This is a genomic window from Flagellimonas sp. L-11, assembly GCF_056857735.1.
Genome location: NZ_JBSXNR010000027.1, coordinates 49,572 through 71,100, shown reverse-complemented (window position 1 = coordinate 71,100; position 21,529 = coordinate 49,572). Strand labels below are relative to the sequence as shown.

Sequence of the window (21,529 nt, the reverse complement as noted above, 5' to 3'; positions counted from 1 at the left end):
TTCTTCGTAATTTGTGCATAATTGAAGATTAAAAAAACCCCGTTTTTCGAGCTGAAGACTCATTTTCGGGGTTTTGTCATACCTAAATATACGAATTAATTATCTGATAATCAAATAATTACACTACTTCTGAACGTGCCTATTTTAAATTGGTGTAAAGAAGAAGGGATGCCTATATATTGGATGGTCGACACCCCTTGAACCCAATGCTTCCCAAGCTGGACCTTGATTCAATTTAATTTCTAGAGCTGTATTTTAAAACCGCCATTGATGACAAAGCCATCAACCGGGGCATAAATATCCAAAAACTCTGGGTCGCTTAGGTTCCCCGTGTAAATTGCACCGAAATTGGTTTGTCTGGTATCCAAAAAGTTTTCAAAATTCAGAAAAATCGAAAATTTATCACCGAGTTTCTTTTCACTCATCAATCCGAGAATCCAATAGGATTGGCCCGTTTCACCATTGCCCAGTTTTTGTGGACTGTAATAATAGGCTTCGAGCCCTACCCAAAGATTTTCTTCTTTTTCGTACATCAGTACATTATTTAAGCGGTGTTTGGCCACCAATGGAAAATCTGATTCCACCCCATTTTCATGCTGTTTAACATTGGCATGGGTGTAACCGGTGAACAACTTGAAATCACCATACTTAACTTTTAGGTTGACCTCGACACCACGAGTGTCGACATATCCGTCCGGTTGTTGAAAGCTATAGAACCCATTTTCATTTGGGACAAGCGTTATGGGGTCGTTGATTTTGGTATAAAAAACAAGTGTATTGATGGACATTGTCATTCCTGGCATTGGAACCCACTTATAGTTTACATCAAAATTACCCCCCAGGGAACGTTCAAGGTCGGCATCATTTGTATTGATGGGCAGTACATTCCTGAATTGCAGGCGTTCCGCATCTTCTGTGAACACGGTAGGAGTTTTGTAACCCATTCCACCGCCCAATCTAAAAGTCAATGCGCTATGGGGCTCGTACAGTATTGATAGTCGCGGAAGGGCCATGGCTCCATAATCGGAATGGAAATCGGCACGAAAACCGGTTTCCACGGAAAAAGTCTTATCGATGGGCCATACATTTTGTGCAAACAGCCCAAAAATTTGATAGGATTGGTCCAGAGCGTTGGTATCACCATCCCTTGTATCATTAAAGTATTCTGTCCAGAGATTGGCTCCCAAGATCCATTCGAGGTCATTTTCTGAATTTACAGAAAAGTTCAGTTCGCTAAAGGAAGAGCGTTGGTAACCCGTAAATGTGAAATCGGGGATTGCTATACTTCGATCGTAAAAACTGAAACTGTTCTTGACTTCCAATCGTTTTTGATCATTAAAGGCATGCTTAAATCCCAATTGGGTGGAGATCCGCTCTGTTTCATTGGATTCAAAATAGGGATTGGATACGGGCTTGCCTTTTACATAATCCATGTTTCCCCCAAGACGGTCTTCCCAAATGGCATTAAATCCCAGTAGGACTTCGGTTTGTTCGCCCAAATACCAGTACAATTTGGGATTAAGGGTAAAGCGGTCAAACTCTGGGATGGCTGTTAATCCAATATCAGCGGGATCGTAGGGGGTGCCCAAGTTATAAGAAGCGAATACCGTTGTTCCTATTTTGTTGAATTTTTGGGAGTAAAAACCACTAAGGTCCAACCCAAGGGCAGAGGTTCCGTTTGCCATAAAGCTGAGTTCGGGTTCATCCTCCGGCGTTTTGGAGATTAAGTTTACCAGTCCTGCAATGGCCCCTCCACCGTATAGGGTAGAGCTGGAGCCTTTGATTACCTCTACCTGTTTTAGGTCCAAAGGTGCGATTTGCATTAAACTGAGCCCGCTGGCAAATCCCGAATACAACGGGAATCCGTCTCGAAGGAGTTGGGTGTACTTACCATCCAGCCCTTGAATACGGATACTTGAATTGTAGCTTGTGGCAGAGGTTTGCTGTGTTCGGATACCTGTACTCTCGTTGAGCAACATTCGAATATCCCCAGGTTTCATATTGCCCTTTTCTGAAAGCTCCTCACCGGCAATGACCTCGACCCTGGTGGGAATGTCCTCTATGGTTCTGGTGCTTCTTGTTGACACTAGTGTAACCTCTTCGATCTCCTCTGTTTGGGGCACAAGGAAAAAGTCCTGTCCTTGAACCGTCCCATCCAAAGGAAAGGAAAGGCTGCGTTCCAAGGTTGCATAACCAATATAGCTCAACCGTAGTTTGTATATGCCATTGGGGATATTTTCCATATAAATTTTACCTGCTTGGTCGGAGATGGTTCCTTGATTAAGGGAGGGCAAAACCGCAGTGACCCCAATTAGCGGTTCATTGCTGAGGGAATCCTTTACTGTAATGTCAAGTGTGTTTTGTGCGTATATGGATACCATCCCGACAAGGGACAATATCATAAATAATTTTATTTTCATTGATATGGATTTTGAAGAATGCTGAATTACGGTCAAAAAAGAATTGACCAAGATTTTATCTTAAGGTAAGTTACACTTCAAGAGGACGCGGGGGTTTCAGGGAAAAGAAATATACTTCTTTGGGAAGCAGTTCAATGTAGTAGGGGATTGGATGGTTTTCCTTTGGAAGTTCCAAGGTTGCGAAATCCAATGTTTCAAAATTCATTGTAAACCCAGGACAGCGTCCACAGGCATAAAATGGGGAACAAGGAGTGTTGTTTTCTTCGGACTGTTCTTCAGAATCGTCACCGTCACAGTGATTCACGGTCGTAGTGCTTGAACATGCAACCGTTTCCTGACAACACGGAAACGAAGACAGGAAAATGGTAAGCAAAGACAAAACAATCACCAGGAATTTCATGCTTCAAAGATAATGAATTCCAAAGGTTGGATATGGAAATGTTCAAGGTATTGATAGCTATTTATAAGCACGGATTTTATATACTTCAACATTTATTGGTGCGCCCTCTTTCTCAATTTGCTCAGGAATTCTTGGGATATCCCAAGATAGGAGGCAATATGATATTGCGGAACACGCTGTACAACGGTAGGGTATTGCTCAAGGAATGTCAGGTATCGGTCCATCGCATTTCTAGACATATTTTGGAGCAATCTTTTTTTAAGGACGTGTACATGGCGTTGCATCATAATTCGGAACATTCGTTCTAAGGACGGAACTGCTTTAAGAAGTTCTTTTTTTGATTCCAGGGAAAGGAACAATATCTCTGTTTCTTCCAAGGTTTCTATACTTACCTGGCTGGGAACCTTGTTCTCAAAACTATTGATTTCGCTGATCCACCAATCTTCAACCGCAAATTCAACCGTATGTTCGTTTCCCTTATGATCGGTAAAAAATTCTCGGGCGCAACCTCGTTTAATATATGCCTCAAAACTACAGATGTCTCCCGAGCGTAAAATAAGTGTGTGCTTCGGGATTTTCTGATACTCAAAAAACTGAAGCGCCATATCGGATTCCTTATCCGATAATTCGATAAAACGTTCCAAATATTTTTTTAGCTCATTTTTCATAAAACATTAATTGAAAAAACCGAAAGTAATTTCTTGTCCTAGTTCAATAAAAAGGGGTAAAAAACCCAATAAATTTGTTTCTGGCAATGTATCAAAGAATTTTGAAAGAAACATCCTTTCAATAATTAATGCCATGTTTTATGATAAATGAAGTACCTGGTATTTTACTGTACCATAAAATTGTTTATGGACTATTATGCATTGGTATAAACTTTTAATTTAACTGTTATGGATTACCGACCAAACAAGAATAGATATAATGAAATGACCTATAATCGCTGTGGCGATAGCGGTTTGTTGCTACCTGCTTTTTCCCTGGGTCTCTGGCATAACTTTGGCCAAACGGATAGTTTTGACAATGCCCGGAGGATAGTGCAAAAGGCATTTGATGCAGGTATCACCCATTTTGACCTTGCAAACAATTATGGTCCCCCACCTGGTTCGGCCGAAACTACTTTTGGTAACATCCTAAAATCGGATTTGGCCCAATACAGGGATGAAATAATTGTGAGCACCAAAGCAGGGTGGAAGATGTGGGAGGGTCCTTATGGTGATTTTGGCTCCAAAAAATACCTGGTCTCCAGTTTGGACCAGAGTTTACAACGTATGGGGTTGGATTATGTAGATATTTACTATCATCACCGTCCGGACCCAAACACGCCTTTGGAGGAAACCATGGGAGCTCTGGATTTAATCGTCAGGCAAGGAAAGGCACTTTATGTTGGAATATCCAGTTACAATGCAGTTGAAACAAAGGCTGCCCTAAAAATATTAAAGGAAATGGGAACCCCATGTTTAATACACCAACCTAGATATTCCATGTTCGATAGATGGATAGAAGAAGATGGTTTGTTGGATCTGTTGGGGAATGAAGGTGTGGGAAGTATTGTGTTTTCACCCTTGGAGCAAGGGTTGTTGACCAACAAATATCTTCACGGAATTCCAGAATCATCCAGAGCTGCTTCTGGGCGTGGGAACGGTGCTTTGGAGGCTGGCCAAATCACCCCAGAAAAGCTGGAGATCGTAGCAAGATTGAACAACGTGGCAAAAGAAAGGGGGCAAAGCTTGGCCCAGATGGCACTTTCATGGGTAAAGCGGGACCCAAGGGTTACGTCCGTTTTATTAGGGGTAAGTAGACCCGAACAGTTGGAAGATTCGTTGCGGGCCTTGCAAAATCCCGATTTTGACCAAGAGGAATTGAACACAATCGAGAACATCCTTTCAGGTAAAGGATAATGTGCAGCACACCTTGCTACATTAATTTAAAAGGATATACCGGTGATAATTTACCCGGCAAGTAATAAATCAACAAGAAAGATGAAAGAATTTTTTTCCATACTGTTTATTTTGATGCTGAACTTCAATAGTACGGCACAAGGGCAAGTCTACGAACTGAGGACCTATGAGTTGGAATTCGGTAGGCCGGAGCACATACTCCACGATTATTTCAAGGATGCATTCATACCGGCCATGAACCGCCAGGGCATCAATAATATTGGTGTGTTCGAAGAAGCGGGAGAGCGTTTACCAAAAAAAATATATGTGCTCATCCCTTATGATGACATCACTACCTTTCAAAAAAGCAAGGAGTTATTGAACAAGGACAAAAAGTATCTGGAAGATGCGGGTACTTACCTTAAAGTAGCTGAAAACTTAATCCCGTACAGTAGGATTTCCACCGATCTTATTCAATCCACAACAGGTTTTCCAAGCCTTCAGAAACCGGCCGAGAATGCAGACTTTTTTGAACTTAGAATTTACGAAAGTTACAATGAGGACGCCCTTCGAAGAAAGGTCAAAATGTTCAACGACAGTGAATTTGGCATTTTTGAAGATGTTGGCCTACCCACCGTATTTTTTGGATCTAACATTGCCGGGAACCATATGCCATGTTTAACCTATATGTTGGCCTTCAAAGATAAGCAGGCCCATTCGGAAGCATGGAGCAAATTCGGCCCTCATCCGGAATGGAGGCGAATCTCTGATTTGGAAGAATATGCACATGCCATGAACAGTATTATACGGGTGTTCTTAAGGCCGGTTTCGTACTCCCAATTATAAATTCAAGAGTAACCTTAAACCCTTATATGTTCCATTCAGAATTTATTTTTCAAGGTTAATTGGACATATAAGGGTTTAAGGTTTGGCCCCAATTTTTTGGGAAGCTGTATGTACAAAGTAACCGAAGGGACCGCCGAAGGCTATAGTTGCATTGTTGCCTTGCCGATTCAGCTGTGTTTCTGGATATACTCAATCTTCAACTGGAACATTTCGGCCATTTTCCCGGCCCTAAACTTGGCTGCCACAGCTTTTTCCCCATGAAAGTTTTCATCAACGGTCTCAAAAAACAATTGTTTCCACCGGTTAAAATGCGCTTTGTCCACACGAAGCTTGGCATGGGGAGCGAAAGGGCTGCCCTGGTAGGTATGCTCCTGTAATAATACTGTTTGCCAAAAGCGATACATTTTCTCTAAATGGACAGGCCAATTGTCCTTAATGATAGCATTGAATATATCTGCCAATAAGGGGTCTTTTCGGACTTTACCATAAAAGAGGTCCACCAATTGCTTTATCTCCTCCACGCTTTGAATTTCCTTTTTTTGCACCATTTTATAGATTCACCAATATTATATGATATGGGCAATAATAACCAAAATACTAAAGGCAACACTTAAAATCAACAGGTTGAACGTGATCCGGGGTCTTAGTTGGGCCAATACGGCCCCATTGAATGCCATACAGAAAATGGTAACGAAAAAGAGCAGTACCATTTTTAAGACCATGTCCATTCCCCCCATCAAAAGTGCCATGGCCGCAGCCGAACCAAGGCAGCTCTGTGCTATAATGGCGATGGTGGAATAACCCAATTGTCTTTTTTTGAACTCATTGAACATGAGCCAGTAAATGTTTTTCGATCCATTTGTGTTAGGTGCGGTTTTAGAATGGGCCATGTGTATTGTTGTAGAATTTTCCATTGTTTTTTTTGATGTTTTCGAGATGCTTTATAAGAGGGCACCGTACATTAAATGCATGTGCCCCCATATTCAAATCAGTTCAGTACGTTGTTTTCCAAAATCTCAGCCTTGGGAAAGAGGATGTTGTTCTCCAAATGGATGTGGCGGTGAAGGTCCTCCTCAAATTCCTGTAAAAGCGAGAAAGCTACCCGATAGGTATTGCATGCATCTGCCGGAGGGGTATAATCATGGCTCAATTCAGCAATCTTTCGGAAGCGCTCCCCTTCATTATCATGCTCTTCCATCATCATTTTGATGGGGTTTTTAACGGTTCCAAAATGCGGCTGTTCATTTGTAGGACCACTTACCATTTTACGAATCCAAGGAAAAAGTACCAGTTCCTCTTTTTTCATGTGCATGGCCAGTTCACCCGCGGATGTATTGAAATGTTCAAAAATATCGTGCAGTTCGGGATGTCTTTCCCCGTGCACTTTACAAAGTTTGGTCAGGTATTGCTTCAAGATCGGGATTTGTTGCTCCACATAACGATGGTGCTTCTTTTCAATATAGTCGGCCAAAAGATCCAAAGGCCAGATTTTAAAATCGGTCTGCTCGCTCTGGTCTTGATGTTGTACCGCATCAAGTTCTTGGACCAGGCTGTCCAAATCGAGCCCCTTTTTCTCCGCAACTTCTTGTAGTGTACGGTTGCCCTTACAGCAAAAATCTATTTTGTGGTTTTTAAATACCTGGGCGGTCCGGTAATCCTCTGCTACCATTTGCCCTATCGTTTTATCCAAGGTATCGTTCATGATAATTGATTTTATTGGTTCATATATTAATCGGACAAAATTGTCCTTTATTTGTTCAAATTTTTTATCGTTTCAAATAGGTCAACCCAACCTCCAATCCCGTGGCCAGTTCAAATAAGCTGGTACTTTTCAGCATTTTGCTCAAATCGGTACGGATATCAACGAACTTGTCGTGCAGGGGGCAGGGTTTTTGGGCATTACATTCTTTGAGTCCCAGACCACAGCCCACATATATCTTGTCACCATCAATGGCTTTGACTATCATGTTCAATTTTACCGCATCCATATCTTCCCGGGCAATTTGAAAACCACCAGTGGGCCCTTTAACCGAGTGGATGATGTTATTCCTTGAGAGTTGTTGCAAAATTTTGGCCGTGAAAGCTATGGGCGAATCTATTTCCTCGGCAATTTCATTAACACTGACACGTCTTCCATCCAAGGATTGCAGCGCAATATAAACCGCTGCCCGAATACCATATTCACAGGCTTTTGAAAACATCATAGGGAACTTTATAGGTACAAAGATACCATTAAAATTTAAATCGGACAAAATTGTCCTTTATTATTTTTGATAAGACTTTTTTGAAAGAAATCAAATATACGGCATTGTAAGGGAGGTCATATGGATTCATGCTAAAAACTTAATCAGGGGCTCGGTTTTCGATGAGCATCATTGCAATCCCCAAAGGAATTAAAAGAGTGAGCAGCGCCAAGATTTCCAAATGTCCATTGAAGGTGTTCCACTGCAGCCACGCAGCCATACCCCTATAAAAAATGAGCGCTTCGGTGAGAAGGAGCCCCAAAAAATACCATACATAAGATTTCTTCGATATTCGAAACAGGCTAAAATAATCCATGAATAGGAACAGGCCAATACTGATAATGCCCAAAAAGGTCAAATGCAGATACCCAATGGTCAGATCAAGAAAGTTGGCCGCAATATTGGCAAAATAGGGGAGAGCGGTCAAAAGTTGCAATACTATTTTGATCATTAATAAAAACAGAACTGACTTAAGCATTAAAAATTGCACATTCGAAAAAGATAAGTTATCAATCCTATTCTTAAATATGCTCCATAACAAGGAAAAGGCATAAAGCTGTGCCAAAGCTCCAAGACCTGCGAACAGATAGAACCAGAACGAAGGTTTTGTCCAAAGCGTGGAGAGGAAAAAGGTGAGCACAACCCCCAGATTTAGACTTATAAAAAAGCGAGCGAAGGTTTTTGCGGGAATTTCAAGACCGCGCTGTTCCCAAACATAGATGAAAAACCCTACCAAGGCCAATATCATCCAGCCATTGTATTGAAAATGGAGGTAAAAATATATCGCCAACCGGTACCAAATGGATTGAGCTCCCAAACTGTTCATGATCGCTCCCAAAGCCCACGGTCCCAAACTGGAGATTACCATATAGATCAGGGCCGCTTTTGCACATTGCAATCCTTTGCTGTGCCTGTATTTTGGGTTGATGTTTTTCCGGAAATGGTAAAAGTAGACATACGACACGATCAGGAACAGCGTAGAAAAAATAATGGAAAACAGCGCATATCCTTGAAAAGGGAAGGTCACTAACATACCCACCAGGGTGGCTTGCGTACACCAAAATATACGTTTGTACCTTCTGCTGGACGCATCCTTATCCACAAAACAATAATGTAGTAAGGTGGTCAAAACTACATATACCCAACCCAAGAGGGCTATATGGGAATGGGCATGGACAACAAACCTGTAGTTGAAATCAAAAGCGAAAATAGGGTAGGAGCGCAACAGCAACCCCAATAGGGCCGCCACAAGAAAGTAAATCACGGCTATTAGGATATGCAATTGATACGACTTATGCTTCACCGTGAGTTGTTTATTGTTTTCAATCAACCTTAAAAATCCTTTTTTCCAGCTTTATAGCGTAACCCCAAGATAGGCAGAATGGTCCATAATAAAAGAATTGCTATGGAAATCAGAAAACCTAGGTCGGTCCCAAAAAACTTTTTGAAAATGGCACCGGTATACCCCAAAAGGGCAGAGATATCCAATTTAAGGAGAATCAATATGCGGGAAAGATCTATTGGATTTAGCGCAGTGGCCACCAAGGAAAAGGTATCCAACGGATATTCCTCAAAAACAATCAGTGACATCAGGAACAATCCATCATAGACCACTGCCAAGAAAAGCCAAAGCAATACGGCATATCCAAATCCTTTTATCTTGTTTTCGTTGGATATGGCAATCACAAAAGAAAGTCCCACAAAAATAAAGGTGAGAAATGCACCGGTGACCAGTAAAAGGGAAAAATCAAAAATAGCATTGCTTCGCAAAAGTCCATACAGTACAAATGGAATCCCCAGCCCCAACACCAGGCTTAGCGTCAACGAACCTGCCACACCAAAATATTGTCCCATAAAAATAGAACTACGTTTTATGGGCTGCGCCAATAGGAGCTCGGTAAATTCCCGGGAATTGTAATAGTACATCACCCCGAAAATCGTACCTATCAAAGGAATCAGCACAATGATTACGTTCATTAGGGTGATCACGGCCTTGGAAACATCGTTGTTCAAGAACAGCAGCACAAATCCAAGGGCAAGATAAAACAGAAAATACACGTAGCTCCAACGGCTTCGTATCAAATCGTAAAAACTGTATTTCAATATTTTAAGCATGGCTACCCGTTGTTATGGCCGCAATGGCGTGTTCAAAATTGGTTTGTTCGGTCTGTTGCAAAAGTTTTTCGATGCTCCCCTTGAAATAAATCTCGCCTTCCAAAAGGTATAGGATTTCATCGGCCATTTCTTCCACAAATTGCATGATGTGTGAAGTGATCAAAATGGTCTTGCCTTGGGCCCTTTCTTTTTGGATCAATTCTTTTAAACGAATCAATGCTTTGGGGTCCAGGCCCGTTGTGGGCTCATCCAAAATGATCAAGGGACTGTCGAACATAAAGGTCAATACAATGTTCACTTTTTGCTTGGTACCGCCCGATAGGGTGGATAGTTTTTTGTTCAGAAAGGATTCCAATCCAAAAAGTTCGATAAGGTCTGCTTCAGTACTTGGACTGTTTCTTAGGTCCTTGATCATATGGATCAATTCCTTGACCTTGATATTCGGGGGGAAATTGGCAATCTGGGGTAGGTAGTCGATTTTTTTGCGGTACTGCCACCCTTTTTTAATGGATTGTTCCAACACGGATATTTCTCCTTTATCGGGAATTACCATACCCAGAATACTCTTAATCAAGGTGGTTTTTCCCGAACCGTTCGGACCAAGGATGGCATAAATGCGGCCCTGGTCAATGGACAGGTCTATTCCTTTCAATACTTGGTTTTTACCAAATCGCTTATGAAGGTCGTTAATTGCAATGGTCATGGTCGTATTTTCATTAAGGGATGGGCATCTTTTAAATTATCGGGCGTAAAAACAGGGGATACCCGTTCGGAAAAATCAATAATATCCATAAACAGGCTCCGCAAAAGCACAATGGTCTCGGGAGTTCGGTTCACTACATAGGAAAACAACTTGACCGGGCGGTAAGGGACATCCCCAACACCGTCTTTGTCCAGGTCATAACCCGTGTAGCTGCTCCAAAAGTTACCCTCGAACACATTATCGTTTAGTTTGCTGTTGTAGGAGATATCAAAAGAGTTGTACAAAAAATTATTGCCCTTAAAACTATTGGTATAGCATGCCCCGACCACTCGTATGGCCCACCCATTGCCTATAAAGTCGTTATTGAGGTACTTGATTCGGTTAGATCCCTCGATATTGATGCCGATGGTGTTCTCCTCAAAAATGTTCCCAACAATCTCTGCGTCAGTGATTTCTTTCAATAGCATGCCATAGGCCGCTGTGCCCCAGTTCTTGCGAAAAGTGTTGTTTTTCATGGTGATGAACTTGGAGAACATCACAGCAACACCGGCACCGTTCTTTTCGAAGGTGTTGCGGATATACACATCATGGTTGGAAAACATAAAATGGAGTCCGTAGCGCAGATTGTCCATGCTCACATTATCGGAGATGGTGATTCGGTCGGAAAACTCCAGATAGATACCATCCCGAGTACCTTGGACATGATTTTTGGCCACTTCTACGTCCGAGGAATACCAAAGTTGAATGCCATTGCCCGAGTTATATTCGTCTACAGCTTCGCCAATAATCCTATTGTGGTAGACCTTGCCGTGTGATGATTTTTCCAAATAGATGCCAAAAAACAATTGCTCCAATACCATATTCTGAATGAGGAAATTTTTACTTTGCACCACCCGTATGGCCGCGTTGTCCTTGGTGTAGCTCACCCCTACATTGATGACGAACAGCCCATCCAGTGTAACATCATCCGATGTGATCCTGAAGATTTCCCCCCTTTTTCCGCCATCAACAATGGGGTAACCAATCCCTTTGATGACCAAGGGCTTGTCCACCAAGATCTCAAATTCCTTGTAGGTACCTTTTTCAATCAATAGGGTATCGTGGGGAGAAGCACGTAAAATCGTTTCCTTTATGGAACTGTTCTCGCAGGTGCTACAAACGGTCCAGGTATTTGCCAAGCCTAATTGAAAGCCCATCAAAAAAACAAGCCCTAGAATACGTTTTATATGTTGTACATCTAATTTCATACTATAACCTTCGTGCGCTAAATTCTGCCCAAATAAACAAGATTTAAAAAATGGCGACTCTGTTGATGCTCCATGCCCAGGGCTCGGTTTTCTTTTATCCGGTTTATGTAAAATCCTTTACTGACTTTCCTGTTATCTTGGTCACTGCAATACGATAGACCACTGGCATTTCCGTTTCTTGCAATTTTCCGGAAAAGTGACTTAAAAAATGGGGACGCTCAGCATTTTTATGGTCTATGGTTCGCTGTACGCCTTCCGCAAAGCGTTTTAAACTTAATTTGGCGCAATCTCCGGTAAGCTCTTGAAAAATACCATGTACTTGTACCGATTGCCAATTGCGAAACGACTCGATGCTATCCACTTGAAAAGAAACCGTATTGCATTTTCTAAGGGCGTTTATCCGATGCCCATTGGATGCAAAGCACAAAATACTCTTTTCATCTTTGTCAAAAAAATAGGTCGACGGTACTACATGGGGTTCATTATTGGCAATGTAGGCCAGGTGTCCCACATAATTGTCTGTTAAAAGTCCGGTGCATTTTACCAGTTCCAAATCTGCGATTGTACTCATATTCAAAGTTTAAATCGATTTTTAATTTCAGTCCATGTATAAAGTTCCCCACCTTGGTTGGTCCTAGTTTCCTTGGCAGTTTCTTCATTGGTAAAGGCACTTAGGTATTCACCCATTGGACTGGGAATGTTCTCACTGATCAGATAAGTAGCCTCTTTGGCATCCACCAGTTCACCGGGTTGGTCAAAATCATTGACCAAGAAGAGGGCCATGGCGGATTCATCTTCCTCCCTTAATTGGTTTATCATACATTCAATGGCATCAAAATTAAAGACCTTGCCTTTTTTGGTCACCAATTGTGCGGCATGTTGTTTGTCCACAATGGTCATGCTGCAATAATGACAGCCCACATGGCCATAATCAATGGGTTTTGGTGCCACGGTACATCCTATACTGCCGATAAGCACGATAAAAAATAATGTTATGTGTTTTTTCATGATTTACTTTTTACCGCTTCTTTGATTTTTCCACCCAAGGAATGCAGCAAGAAGCGTAAGCATCATTCCAGCGAACATTAACCAAGCTCCGGAAGCTGGTAGGGATGTTACATCAAAATTGAGCATTTTTACATGTCCCAACAATGGAGGCTTGTAGGTCATTGGGCTTCCGTCGGTGTTTGTCAATTTCATAATGGCATTGGGATCTAGGTCGGTACCATAGTCTATCAACCATTCATTAAAATCGTACATCCCCAATACACCGAGAACGGACATGGTCAAAAACCATCCCAAGAACCATTTGTAGCTCAGTTTGTTCAAATAGCCCAAAATACCGATCAAAACCCCAAGGGCAGCCATAATCCCTATAACGATTGGAAAAGTACCAAATTCCCACATTTCGTTTGCCTTGGGCAGGGTTTGCATGCCAATATAATGGTTAAGGCCATCAATGTTCTGAATATCGAACTCGTTTACCCCCTTGAGTCCACTAATGTAAATGTTCATTCCCAATGGATCTGGGTATTGAGGGGCACCCAGCATGATGTTCCAAAGCGGAAAGATGTAGAGACCCAATAAAAGCAGCGGGCCAACAATCATTATAATACTAGCCTTTTTCATTTTTTATGATTTAAAAGTTACAAACTGCGTGTGGCTTTTGGAGGGTAGACGGTATTCCAATTTGTAAGAAAAGCGGGCAGGTCGTGGAGACAGCCCGCTTTTTTCCATGGTGACTCAATCCGAATTATTCACCAAGTGACCATTTAAGCTCCACATTGGAGTTAGCGGGGGAAACCCTGACGTATCCTTGCATTTCTTGGTGCAGTGCAGAACAGAAATCCGTACAATAGAATGGCCATACCCCAACTTTTTTAGGTTCCCAAACCGAAGTTTTGGTCTGTCCCGGCATGATAAGGAGCTCCGAGGTGTTCTGTCCTATCATGGCAAAACCGTGCGGAACATCAAAATCCTGTTCGTGGTTGGTAATATGGAAATATACCTTGTCACCGACCTTGATACCTTCAATGTTGTCGGGGGTAAAGTGACTTCTAATGGTGGACATATATACATGTACCTCGTTTCCTTCGCGCACCACTTTGGAGTCGGTGGGGGATAATACGGCATAGGGGTGTTCGTTCTCGTCCAATCTATATATTTTCTTTGATTTTGGTGCCAAAATCTCAGCTGGGATCCCTGCGGCATAATGGGGCTCACCATGGGTAGGGAAGTCATAGATCAACTCCATTTTCTCTCCGGAGATGTCGTAAATCTGGGCTGAATGTTCCATTTCGGGCCCTGTGGGCAAGTACCTGTCCTTGGTAATCTTGTTCATGGCCACAACATATTTGCCGAAAGGTTTTCTGGAGTTCCCCCCGGGGATCATCAAGTGACCTACGGAATAGTAGGTTGGTTTTCTGTCAATGACCTCCCAGGTCCCCAACTTCCATTTCACCACTTCGGAGGAGATAAAGAAAGTGGTGTAGGCATTTCCCTCTCCATCAAACTCGGTATGTAAGGGCCCCAAACCGCCGCTTTTTACCTGTCCTGCCAATACATCCTCGAACTTAAGGATAGGGATGCCGTAGGCTTCCCCATCAAATTTTTCGCCTTCAATGGCGGCAATCATTTTATCAAAGGAGTGTACGGTCAAGTCTGCCGACAATTTACCGTTACCAATAATGTACTGTCCGGAGGGATCTACATCGCAACCGTGGGGAGATTTTGGGGTGGGCAAAAAGTAAACAGCTCCGGGAACTTTCAATGGATCTACCGTCAACACCTCTTTTTTCATGGTTGTGGTAGCTGTATGGGTACTTTCATCGTATAGATTATGAGCATAGTCGGCAGGCATTTTTGTACCTCCGCCATTGTTCACATATTCCTCGATTTTCTTCCAGTTGACCGCTGCAATAAAGTCCTTGTCGTTTTGTGAGGCATTTACTTCTTGCAAGGTGTGTGCCTCTTCGGTGTTATAGGTGGTGAAAAAGAACCAACCATGGGATTTCCCCCGTCCCGGGTGGGAAAGATCATAATTGAAACCGGGCATCAACAATTGGAATTTTAAATCCATGTGGCCATGCTCTGGGTCAACACTGATAAAGGACAAAGACCCCTTAAAGTTGCTTTTGTATTCATTGATGGGTATGTCCCTTTGTGGAATGGGAACAGAGAAACGGGTTCCCGCCACTACATACTCTGTGTTTTCAGTGATAAATGAGGAACTGTGGTTACCGGCACTATTGGGTACCTCAATAATTTCCTCGGTCTCAAAAGTGCTCAGGCTGATACGTGCAATTCTGGGCGTATTGTTCCCATTGATAAAAATCCAGCGTCCATCCAATTCACCATTGGTCTGTGATATGTCCGGGTGGTGGGCATCGTCCCAAGGTACAAAACCATGTGAAGTGTTGAGCATGGGCTTGGTTTCCTCTGAATATCCATAACCATTTGTCGGGAATTGGGAGAATACCGGAATTTCCTTGAACATTCTTCCAGAGGGCAACCCGTAAACGGTAAGGTTTCCGCTATAACCGCCCGACATAAAGGCGTAAAATTCATCTTGCTCGCCCGGAGCTACGTATACTTTTTCGGCGGCACTCGAAGAAAGTGCACCGTTCGAACTTTGGTTTTGTTGGCCGCATGAAACCAGTAATAAGGTCGCTCCCAGGGCCGTGATTAAATGACTATAGATTTTCATTGTATTAGTTTTTGTGTTATACTTTTTATTGGGTAGGAGGTAGGATTACCTTGTCCACTACATGGACGATTCCGTTTCCTGCTGTTATACTTGCAATTATTTTGGCACCGCCCACATAAACCTCGTTATCCTTTACCTCAACGGTTACATTTTGATTATTGGCCTGGCCCAATTTTTTGAAATTCATCAAAAAGTCCTTTGAGTAGTTGCCGGGGGTTACGTGGTATTTAAGGATATTGGCCAGGGCATCTTTATTTTCCGGTTTCAATAAATCTTCCACGGTACCTTCGGGCAATGCATCAAAAGCGGCATTGGTAGGCGCGAAGACCATCAGCGGACCGGCATTGACCAGTACGTTTTCCAAATCTGCTGCTTGAACAGCGGCCACCAAGGTACTGTGGTCTGCCGATCCAATGGCAATTTGTAGCACATTGGGCGTGGATTCGTCATCAGCTATAAAGGCTTGCCCTTTGTTGTTTTCCGAATTAATAATGGCCTCGTTTTGACTGGGGTCCGTTGTTTTGTTTTGAGACTTGTTTTTACAACTACCGAGAAGAGTGAACAGTAAGAACAATCCCATCATACTGAGTTTAATGGACGATTTCATAACGTTTATTCTAAGGTTCTGAAATATTCAAGAACTGCCCTGGCCTGTTCCTCGGTCAATCCTTGGTTGGCCATGGGAGATCCGTTGAACTCTTGGAGAAGATCTTTTGCCAAGGGATCTTCTTTCACCATGTTCTCAGGGTTTAGAATCATGTTCATCACCCATTCCGGGGTTCTTCTTTCCAATATTCCATTGGGGGGAGGGCCAATGAACTTTTTACCGATCCTGTGGCAGGCCAGACACATTTGGTCATATACCTTTTTACCGTTTTCCGCCATGGCTTGGTCAATTTCCGGCGATAACTCAACAGAAGTAACGGGGCCAACCCCTTTTGTGGTCATGTCCACCCGCTCGGAAGGTTTGACCTGATCGGTGGAGCTGGTTTCCGCCGGTTGTTCTGTTTGGGCCTTTTTGCGCTGTACGCTAAAGCCTTCCTCTTTTTTTTCCTCTTTCTTTCCACCGCAACCAATCATTATAAGGGTGAAGAGCAGGGCCATACTTTTTACTATTGCTTTCATGTGATCAATGGTTAAAATTTCGTTTCAAAAGTATATAGCGGCTTGGACCTATAACATGATATTAATCATAAAAAGGATAAAAATGTCTTTTAATCTTTGCTTAACATTTTGATGCCATGCTTTCCAATTCATCCAAATATGCCATAAAAGGGGTACTCTATTTAGCTTTGAACTCCGATGAGAGCCATAAGGTCATGGTCAGGGATATTTTTGAGGTAGTGCATGTACCGGAAGCTTATTTGGCAAAATTATTACAGGAACTATCCCGACATGGTGTCATATCATCGACCCGGGGACCCAAAGGGGGTTTCTATTTGAGTGAAGATGACCGAAGGCGTACCTTAATGGATATTGTAAGGGTAATCGATGGTGAAAAGCGCGTGCACTCCTGCGTCATGGGTATGAGAAACTGTGATTTGGACAACCCCTGTGTGCTTCATAAACTTGTAGGGGCCAATAAGTCTAAATTTATCGACATTCTGGAAAATACGACCATTCTGGACTTGGTTGATGGCAAACAGAACATTGAGGAGTTTTTTCCATTATAGTCCAGAACAGCCTATAGTTAGGTTTCTTTTTTAAGATTTTGGATCGCTTTAAAATCTTCTAGTGTATTAATGTTCCATACTGACTTGGAGTGGGACTTGGGCACATCAATGGTTTTTGTACGCATTGTTGCCAGCAGTTTTAGCAAGCCCAGCTTTTCCTCATCAATGGCTTCCTTAAAACAAGCTATGCCACTTTTTCTGTAGATACCGATCAATGGCATAGGTACATCTTCATGTTGTACGATAAAGCCATCATGCTCATCATCAATTCCATCAATTAAAACACCAATGGTTTCCTTGCTCAATAAAGGGGTGTCACAGGCAACAACAAGGTTAAACTCGGTACTTGAGTGGACCAGACCAGTATATATGCCACCAATGGGGCCAAGATTGGGAATCAAGTCAGCGTACTTTGTTGCGCCCAAGCTATCCAGTTTTTGATTGTTTGATATGATAAGGACATTTTCAGCACATTGTTGTACTGTTTCTAAAATATGGGAGATAAAAGGTTTGCCCTCAAGCATCAAAAAAGCCTTATCCTTGCCCATACGGGTACTTTTTCCACCCGCCAAAATAATAGCCGTCAAATTTGAAGGATTCAGCATTTTGTAGGGTCGTTTTTTGGGTTGGGGAAATTGTCCGATTGATCCTCGGTTGTATTGTCCAGACAGGCAAAATCCTTTTCCAATAACAATGAAAGTTGTTCGCCGTTTGGCAAATCCATTGTCCCACTGAAGCCAACCCTGTTCGATGTAGCCCAGTCCGATTGTTCCTTCTTGGCCAAGTACAGGCTTATGGTATTTTGCCCAAATGAGGCTTCAAGTACGTCAATTCCTTTTTTTGTTTTTAGTTGGTAGGTAAACACGCTATTTCCAAAATTTGTAGTTTCCTTGTAAGAGCTTGTTTTGCAAAAAGTTTCTACCTCGGTCTTGGTCAACCTATATCGTATTGAATTTCCTTTAATCCTAATTTTCATGCGCTTCTTTTTTTAGTATTGTAATGGTAACCCAGTAAATATTGGTCTCTGCCAGCAAATCAAAACTTACGTTACTTTTTTGTTATAATCATTCAAAAACAGGTGTTCTTTGATAGGTTATATCCCCGAATCAAAAAAAATACATTACATTTTACACGTAAATATATCAACTAAACAAGCTAAAAATGAAATTAAAGGAATTACTCTTTTTATCCCTAGTTGTAATAGGGACAGGTTCTTTACATGCACAAACCGAAGTTATAACCGGCGCAGATGTCGCTGTTACCGATACCGAATCGGGAAAGGTCCGGGGATTTATCCAAAATGGAATATATACCTACAAAGGGATTCCCTACGCGAGCGCGGAACGCTTTTTGCCCGCCCAGAAAGTTGAACCTTGGGAAGGCGTAAGGAGTTCGACCATGTACGGCCCCGTTGCTCCCTTGATGACACCCACTACAGAGGTTCGGGATGAACCTGAATTTGTTTTTGACCACGATTGGGGCTACACCAGCGAAGATTGTCTTCGTCTTAACGTTTGGACCCCGAGCATTGATGATAATAAGAAAAGACCCGTACTTTTTTGGTTGCATGGGGGCGGGTTCACTGCAGGGTCCAGTCAAGAACTCCCATCCTATCATGGAGAAAACCTGGGCAATAAGGGTGATGTTGTAGTTGTTTCCATTAACCATAGATTGAACATATTGGGCTTTTTGGATCTATCGGCCTATGGCGATAAGTATAAGGAATCGGCCAATAACAGTATGTTGGACATTGTTGCCGCTTTGGAATGGGTGAAAACCAATATTTCCAACTTTGGTGGCGACCCGGACAATATTACCATTTTTGGCCAGTCCGGTGGAGGAGCCAAAGTAAATACATTGATGGCCATGCCCAGGGCCAAGGGACTGTTTCATAAAGCAATTAACCAAAGTGGGTCGTTCAGGGGCAGTTTGTCCAAAAAGGAAACCACAAGGGCCATTGCAGCAGAGGTACTGAACCAACTTTCGCTATCCGAAGACCAGGTGGACAGTCTTCAAACCATCCCGTTCGATAGATTAAGCGCAGCGGGAACAGCAGCCTTGCAAAAAGTAGCCGAGCAAATGAATGCCAAAGGTATTGTTCCTGTGGGATTGAGCCTCAATTGGGGGCCAAGTATGGATGGGAATGTACTTCCGCACGATTTAATGTCCGACGAAGCATTCGAACTTTCCAAAGATATCCCCTTGATGTTGGGAACCACAAAAAATGAATTTACACCATTTATGAACGGACGTTTTTTCCAAGCATCCGAAGAAGAAGTGATGGCCCATATAAAGGAGACGTTCAAAGACAGGGCAGATGATTATGTGGCAGCTGTAAAGAAAGCATACCCTAACGATACCAGACCGTCCGACCTGTTGGACATAGATGCCACATTTAGGCCAGGGGCCGTTTTCCAGGCCAACAAAAAGTCAGAATTGAATGGCGGGGCATCCGTTTATATGTTTATGTTCACATGGCAATCCCCTGTTTTTGATGGTAAGTATAAAGCCCTGCATTGCATGGAACTTCCTTTTGTTTTTGATAATATTGAACGTGCCCGGCAAATGACGGGCGGTGGACAGGAAGCCCATGTACTTGCCGATAAAATGAGCAGTGCCTGGATCAATTTTGCTAAAACAGGAAATCCGAACCACAAGGGGTTGCCACAGTGGCCTGAATATAACCCGGAGCGTACACCTACCATGTTTTTTGACAATACTTGTGAGGTAAAACCACAGCACGACAAAGAGTTTTTGGCCCTGATGGCGGAGATGTAAAAGCGATCCAAGTGTTGAGAGGATCGATCTGCTCAAATACATTAAAAATACCAGCAAGCATGGATGACCGTCCATGCTTGTTTTTTATTCTAAATTTGAATTATTGATGGGCTTGATGCTGATGGTATTTGGGAAATTCTAAGATCACTCCACAGAAGATGCTTTGCCGACTTCGGCATTTTCATTGATCTCCATCATAATCTCCGCGAAAAGTCCGGCCGATTTTATTCGGTCTTCAGCACTGTACATTATGGATGAAACCATTAGTTCATCAACCTGTGTTTCGCCAATAAAGCCCTGAACCTGTTTTTTTACCGTTTCCTTGCTACCTACAAAAGAATATCGCGTCATTTGCATAATGGCAGGGTGCTGTCGTACCTCCTGTAAACTCGTGCTCATTTCGGTAGGAGGTTCGATAAACTCGCTTTGGGTCCCCGACAAAATATTGATGACCATTCTTAAGGCCGATGTATACAAACGTTCCGCTTCCTCATCGGTATCGGCTATGATTACGTTGATACCTGCAATAACATAAGGTTCTTGTAATGCTTCCGAAGGTTGAAACTGCTCCCTATAAATTTCTAGGGCATTGAAGAGTTGGGCCGTTGCAAAATGACTGGCAAAGGCATAGGGCAATCCTTTTTGGGCGGCCAATCGAGCACTGCTGGTACTTGAACCAAGAATGTAGATGGGCACATCAACCCCTTCGGCCAAGGTTACCCTAACTTTGGATGTTTTGTTGTCGGTTGAAAAATAGTGTTGGATTTTTTCAATATCGCTAGGAAAGGAATGTGTAGCCTCGATAAACCCCGGATTAATGGCACGTGCCGTTTGTTGGTCGGTGCCCGGTGCCCTGCCCAGACCCAGATCAATACGGTTCGGGAACAAATTCCCCAAGGTCCCGAATTTTTCGGCAACAACAAAAGGGGAGTGGTTGGGCAACATTACCCCACCCGATCCTACACGTAAAGTAGAGGTGTGCTGGGCCACATGGCCAATTAAAATTTCGGGGGCACTACTGGTAATGGCGGGCATGTTGTGGTGCTCTGCAAACCACATACGCTCATAACCCAAAGCCTCGGCCCTTTGGGCAAGGGCTGCCGTGTTTTTATAAACTTGCTCAATAGAGCTCCCCTTGGGAAGAACGGCCAGTTCCAGAATAGAGTACGCTATTTTTTTTGAATTCATATATTTATATGTATCGATGTATTGTCGAAATAAAAATCAAAGTTTTTTGAGGGCTTTCAAGTAGTTTTCCATCACACTTTTGTTGAGTGAGTAAAAATAGAACCGTCCCTCTTTTTGAGGTTCTATCAATTCGGCATCGACCAATTTTTTTATATGATGGCTTACCGATGGCTGTGATAGATGTAGCGATGCAGTAATCGTACTACATTCAAGTTTGTCATCACAGCATTGGATTGCTCGAAGAATCTTCAAACGATTGACATCGCTCAAAGCCTTTGATATTTTCTCTACTTGTTTAAGGTTCAAAACAATTACATATTGAAACAT

The 21,529-nt window shown here is 42.6% G+C and carries 25 protein-coding genes; 4 read left to right on the top strand and 21 right to left on the bottom strand.

The genetic code is table 11. The features are described 5' to 3' along the window. Positions 1–242 precede the first annotated feature (242 nt). From AC13CC_RS02775 to AC13CC_RS02765, 3 genes are all read right to left on the bottom strand, one after another. Positions 243–2,420, bottom strand: a complete 2,178-nt coding sequence (locus tag AC13CC_RS02775; protein ID WP_482877216.1) for a TonB-dependent receptor — start codon at positions 2,418–2,420, stop codon at positions 243–245. 70 nt (positions 2,421–2,490) lie between these two features. Next, positions 2,491–2,820 (bottom strand): DUF6660 family protein, encoded by a 330-nt coding sequence (locus AC13CC_RS02770; protein WP_482877215.1) that lies wholly within the window; start codon positions 2,818–2,820, stop codon positions 2,491–2,493. 92 nt (positions 2,821–2,912) lie between these two features. Continuing rightward, positions 2,913–3,488 (bottom strand): Crp/Fnr family transcriptional regulator, encoded by a 576-nt coding sequence (locus tag AC13CC_RS02765; protein ID WP_482877214.1) that lies wholly within the window; start codon positions 3,486–3,488, stop codon positions 2,913–2,915. A gap of 228 nt (positions 3,489–3,716) precedes the next feature. Between AC13CC_RS02765 and mgrA the strand changes: the two genes are divergently transcribed. Both mgrA and AC13CC_RS02755 read left to right on the top strand, forming a co-directional pair. Next, the gene (gene mgrA / locus AC13CC_RS02760) at positions 3,717–4,724 is read left to right on the top strand and encodes an L-glyceraldehyde 3-phosphate reductase (RefSeq protein ID WP_482877213.1); all 1,008 of its coding nucleotides are present in this window, start codon (positions 3,717–3,719) and stop codon (positions 4,722–4,724) included. 81 nt (positions 4,725–4,805) lie between these two features. Continuing rightward, positions 4,806–5,549, top strand: a complete 744-nt coding sequence (locus tag AC13CC_RS02755) for an NIPSNAP family protein (protein WP_482877212.1) — start codon at positions 4,806–4,808, stop codon at positions 5,547–5,549. A gap of 167 nt (positions 5,550–5,716) precedes the next feature. On the opposite strand, the gene AC13CC_RS02750 is transcribed toward AC13CC_RS02755, so the two are convergent. The 14 genes from AC13CC_RS02750 to AC13CC_RS02685 all read right to left on the bottom strand — a co-directional run bounded on the left by AC13CC_RS02750 (position 5,717) and on the right by AC13CC_RS02685 (position 16,688). Beyond that, complete coding sequence (locus tag AC13CC_RS02750; protein ID WP_482877211.1) at positions 5,717–6,097, bottom strand: group III truncated hemoglobin; 381 nt, start codon at positions 6,095–6,097, stop codon at positions 5,717–5,719. Between the two features lie 18 nt (positions 6,098–6,115). After that, complete coding sequence (locus AC13CC_RS02745) at positions 6,116–6,439, bottom strand: hypothetical protein (RefSeq protein WP_482877210.1); 324 nt, start codon at positions 6,437–6,439, stop codon at positions 6,116–6,118. Positions 6,440–6,537: 98 nt separating this feature from the next. After that, positions 6,538–7,251 (bottom strand): iron-sulfur cluster repair di-iron protein, encoded by a 714-nt coding sequence (ric, locus tag AC13CC_RS02740; RefSeq protein ID WP_482877209.1) that lies wholly within the window; start codon positions 7,249–7,251, stop codon positions 6,538–6,540. Positions 7,252–7,315: 64 nt separating this feature from the next. Continuing rightward, complete coding sequence (locus AC13CC_RS02735; RefSeq protein ID WP_163626535.1) at positions 7,316–7,750, bottom strand: RrF2 family transcriptional regulator; 435 nt, start codon at positions 7,748–7,750, stop codon at positions 7,316–7,318. Positions 7,751–7,892: 142 nt separating this feature from the next. Next, positions 7,893–9,095, bottom strand: a complete 1,203-nt coding sequence (locus AC13CC_RS02730) for a hypothetical protein (RefSeq protein ID WP_482877208.1) — start codon at positions 9,093–9,095, stop codon at positions 7,893–7,895. A gap of 29 nt (positions 9,096–9,124) precedes the next feature. Next, complete coding sequence (locus AC13CC_RS02725; protein WP_293162345.1) at positions 9,125–9,907, bottom strand: ABC transporter permease; 783 nt, start codon at positions 9,905–9,907, stop codon at positions 9,125–9,127. After that, the gene (locus AC13CC_RS02720; protein WP_482877207.1) at positions 9,900–10,610 is read right to left on the bottom strand and encodes an ABC transporter ATP-binding protein; all 711 of its coding nucleotides are present in this window, start codon (positions 10,608–10,610) and stop codon (positions 9,900–9,902) included. The genes AC13CC_RS02725 and AC13CC_RS02720 overlap by 8 nt, the downstream gene beginning before the upstream one ends. Next, the gene (locus AC13CC_RS02715; protein WP_482877218.1) at positions 10,607–11,806 is read right to left on the bottom strand and encodes a nitrous oxide reductase family maturation protein NosD; all 1,200 of its coding nucleotides are present in this window, start codon (positions 11,804–11,806) and stop codon (positions 10,607–10,609) included. The genes AC13CC_RS02720 and AC13CC_RS02715 overlap by 4 nt, the downstream gene beginning before the upstream one ends. A 154-nt stretch (positions 11,807–11,960) precedes the next feature. After that, the gene (locus AC13CC_RS02710) at positions 11,961–12,428 is read right to left on the bottom strand and encodes a pyridoxamine 5'-phosphate oxidase family protein (RefSeq protein WP_482877206.1); all 468 of its coding nucleotides are present in this window, start codon (positions 12,426–12,428) and stop codon (positions 11,961–11,963) included. A gap of 2 nt (positions 12,429–12,430) precedes the next feature. Then, positions 12,431–12,865: a nitrous oxide reductase accessory protein NosL gene (locus AC13CC_RS02705; RefSeq protein WP_482877205.1), complete on the bottom strand. Its 435-nt coding sequence runs from the start codon at positions 12,863–12,865 to the stop codon at positions 12,431–12,433. A 3-nt stretch (positions 12,866–12,868) separates the two neighbouring features. Next, positions 12,869–13,486 (bottom strand): hypothetical protein, encoded by a 618-nt coding sequence (locus AC13CC_RS02700; RefSeq protein ID WP_482877204.1) that lies wholly within the window; start codon positions 13,484–13,486, stop codon positions 12,869–12,871. Between the two features lie 124 nt (positions 13,487–13,610). Then, positions 13,611–15,563, bottom strand: a complete 1,953-nt coding sequence (gene nosZ, locus AC13CC_RS02695) for a Sec-dependent nitrous-oxide reductase (protein WP_482877203.1) — start codon at positions 15,561–15,563, stop codon at positions 13,611–13,613. Positions 15,564–15,588: 25 nt separating this feature from the next. Continuing rightward, a complete protein-coding gene (locus tag AC13CC_RS02690; RefSeq protein WP_482877202.1) occupies positions 15,589–16,170 on the bottom strand; it encodes a fasciclin domain-containing protein in 582 nt (193 codons plus the stop codon). Between the two features lie 5 nt (positions 16,171–16,175). After that, the gene (locus AC13CC_RS02685) at positions 16,176–16,688 is read right to left on the bottom strand and encodes a c-type cytochrome (protein WP_482877200.1); all 513 of its coding nucleotides are present in this window, start codon (positions 16,686–16,688) and stop codon (positions 16,176–16,178) included. A 116-nt stretch (positions 16,689–16,804) separates the two neighbouring features. On the opposite strand from AC13CC_RS02685, the gene AC13CC_RS02680 reads away from it, so the two are divergent. After that, positions 16,805–17,236 (top strand): RrF2 family transcriptional regulator, encoded by a 432-nt coding sequence (locus AC13CC_RS02680; RefSeq protein WP_482877198.1) that lies wholly within the window; start codon positions 16,805–16,807, stop codon positions 17,234–17,236. 17 nt (positions 17,237–17,253) lie between these two features. On the opposite strand, the gene mobA is transcribed toward AC13CC_RS02680, so the two are convergent. Together mobA and AC13CC_RS02670 are read right to left on the bottom strand one after the other, a co-directional pair. Continuing rightward, a complete protein-coding gene (gene mobA / locus AC13CC_RS02675; RefSeq protein ID WP_482877197.1) occupies positions 17,254–17,841 on the bottom strand; it encodes a molybdenum cofactor guanylyltransferase in 588 nt (195 codons plus the stop codon). Further along, positions 17,835–18,212 (bottom strand): DUF7009 family protein, encoded by a 378-nt coding sequence (locus tag AC13CC_RS02670; RefSeq protein WP_482877196.1) that lies wholly within the window; start codon positions 18,210–18,212, stop codon positions 17,835–17,837. The genes mobA and AC13CC_RS02670 overlap by 7 nt, the downstream gene beginning before the upstream one ends. A gap of 185 nt (positions 18,213–18,397) precedes the next feature. Here AC13CC_RS02670 and AC13CC_RS02665 point away from each other — a divergent pair, with 185 nt between their 5' ends. After that, on the top strand, positions 18,398–20,014 hold the full coding sequence (locus tag AC13CC_RS02665; protein WP_482877195.1) for a carboxylesterase/lipase family protein: 1,617 nt from the start codon (positions 18,398–18,400) through the stop codon (positions 20,012–20,014). Positions 20,015–20,158: 144 nt separating this feature from the next. Here AC13CC_RS02665 and AC13CC_RS02660 read toward each other — a convergent pair whose 3' ends face one another. Beyond that, complete coding sequence (locus AC13CC_RS02660) at positions 20,159–21,202, bottom strand: LLM class flavin-dependent oxidoreductase (protein WP_482877194.1); 1,044 nt, start codon at positions 21,200–21,202, stop codon at positions 20,159–20,161. Positions 21,203–21,238: 36 nt separating this feature from the next. Further along, positions 21,239–21,508, bottom strand: coding sequence for an ArsR/SmtB family transcription factor (locus AC13CC_RS02655; RefSeq protein ID WP_482877193.1), 270 nt, complete (start codon positions 21,506–21,508; stop codon positions 21,239–21,241). Positions 21,509–21,529 lie beyond the last annotated feature (21 nt).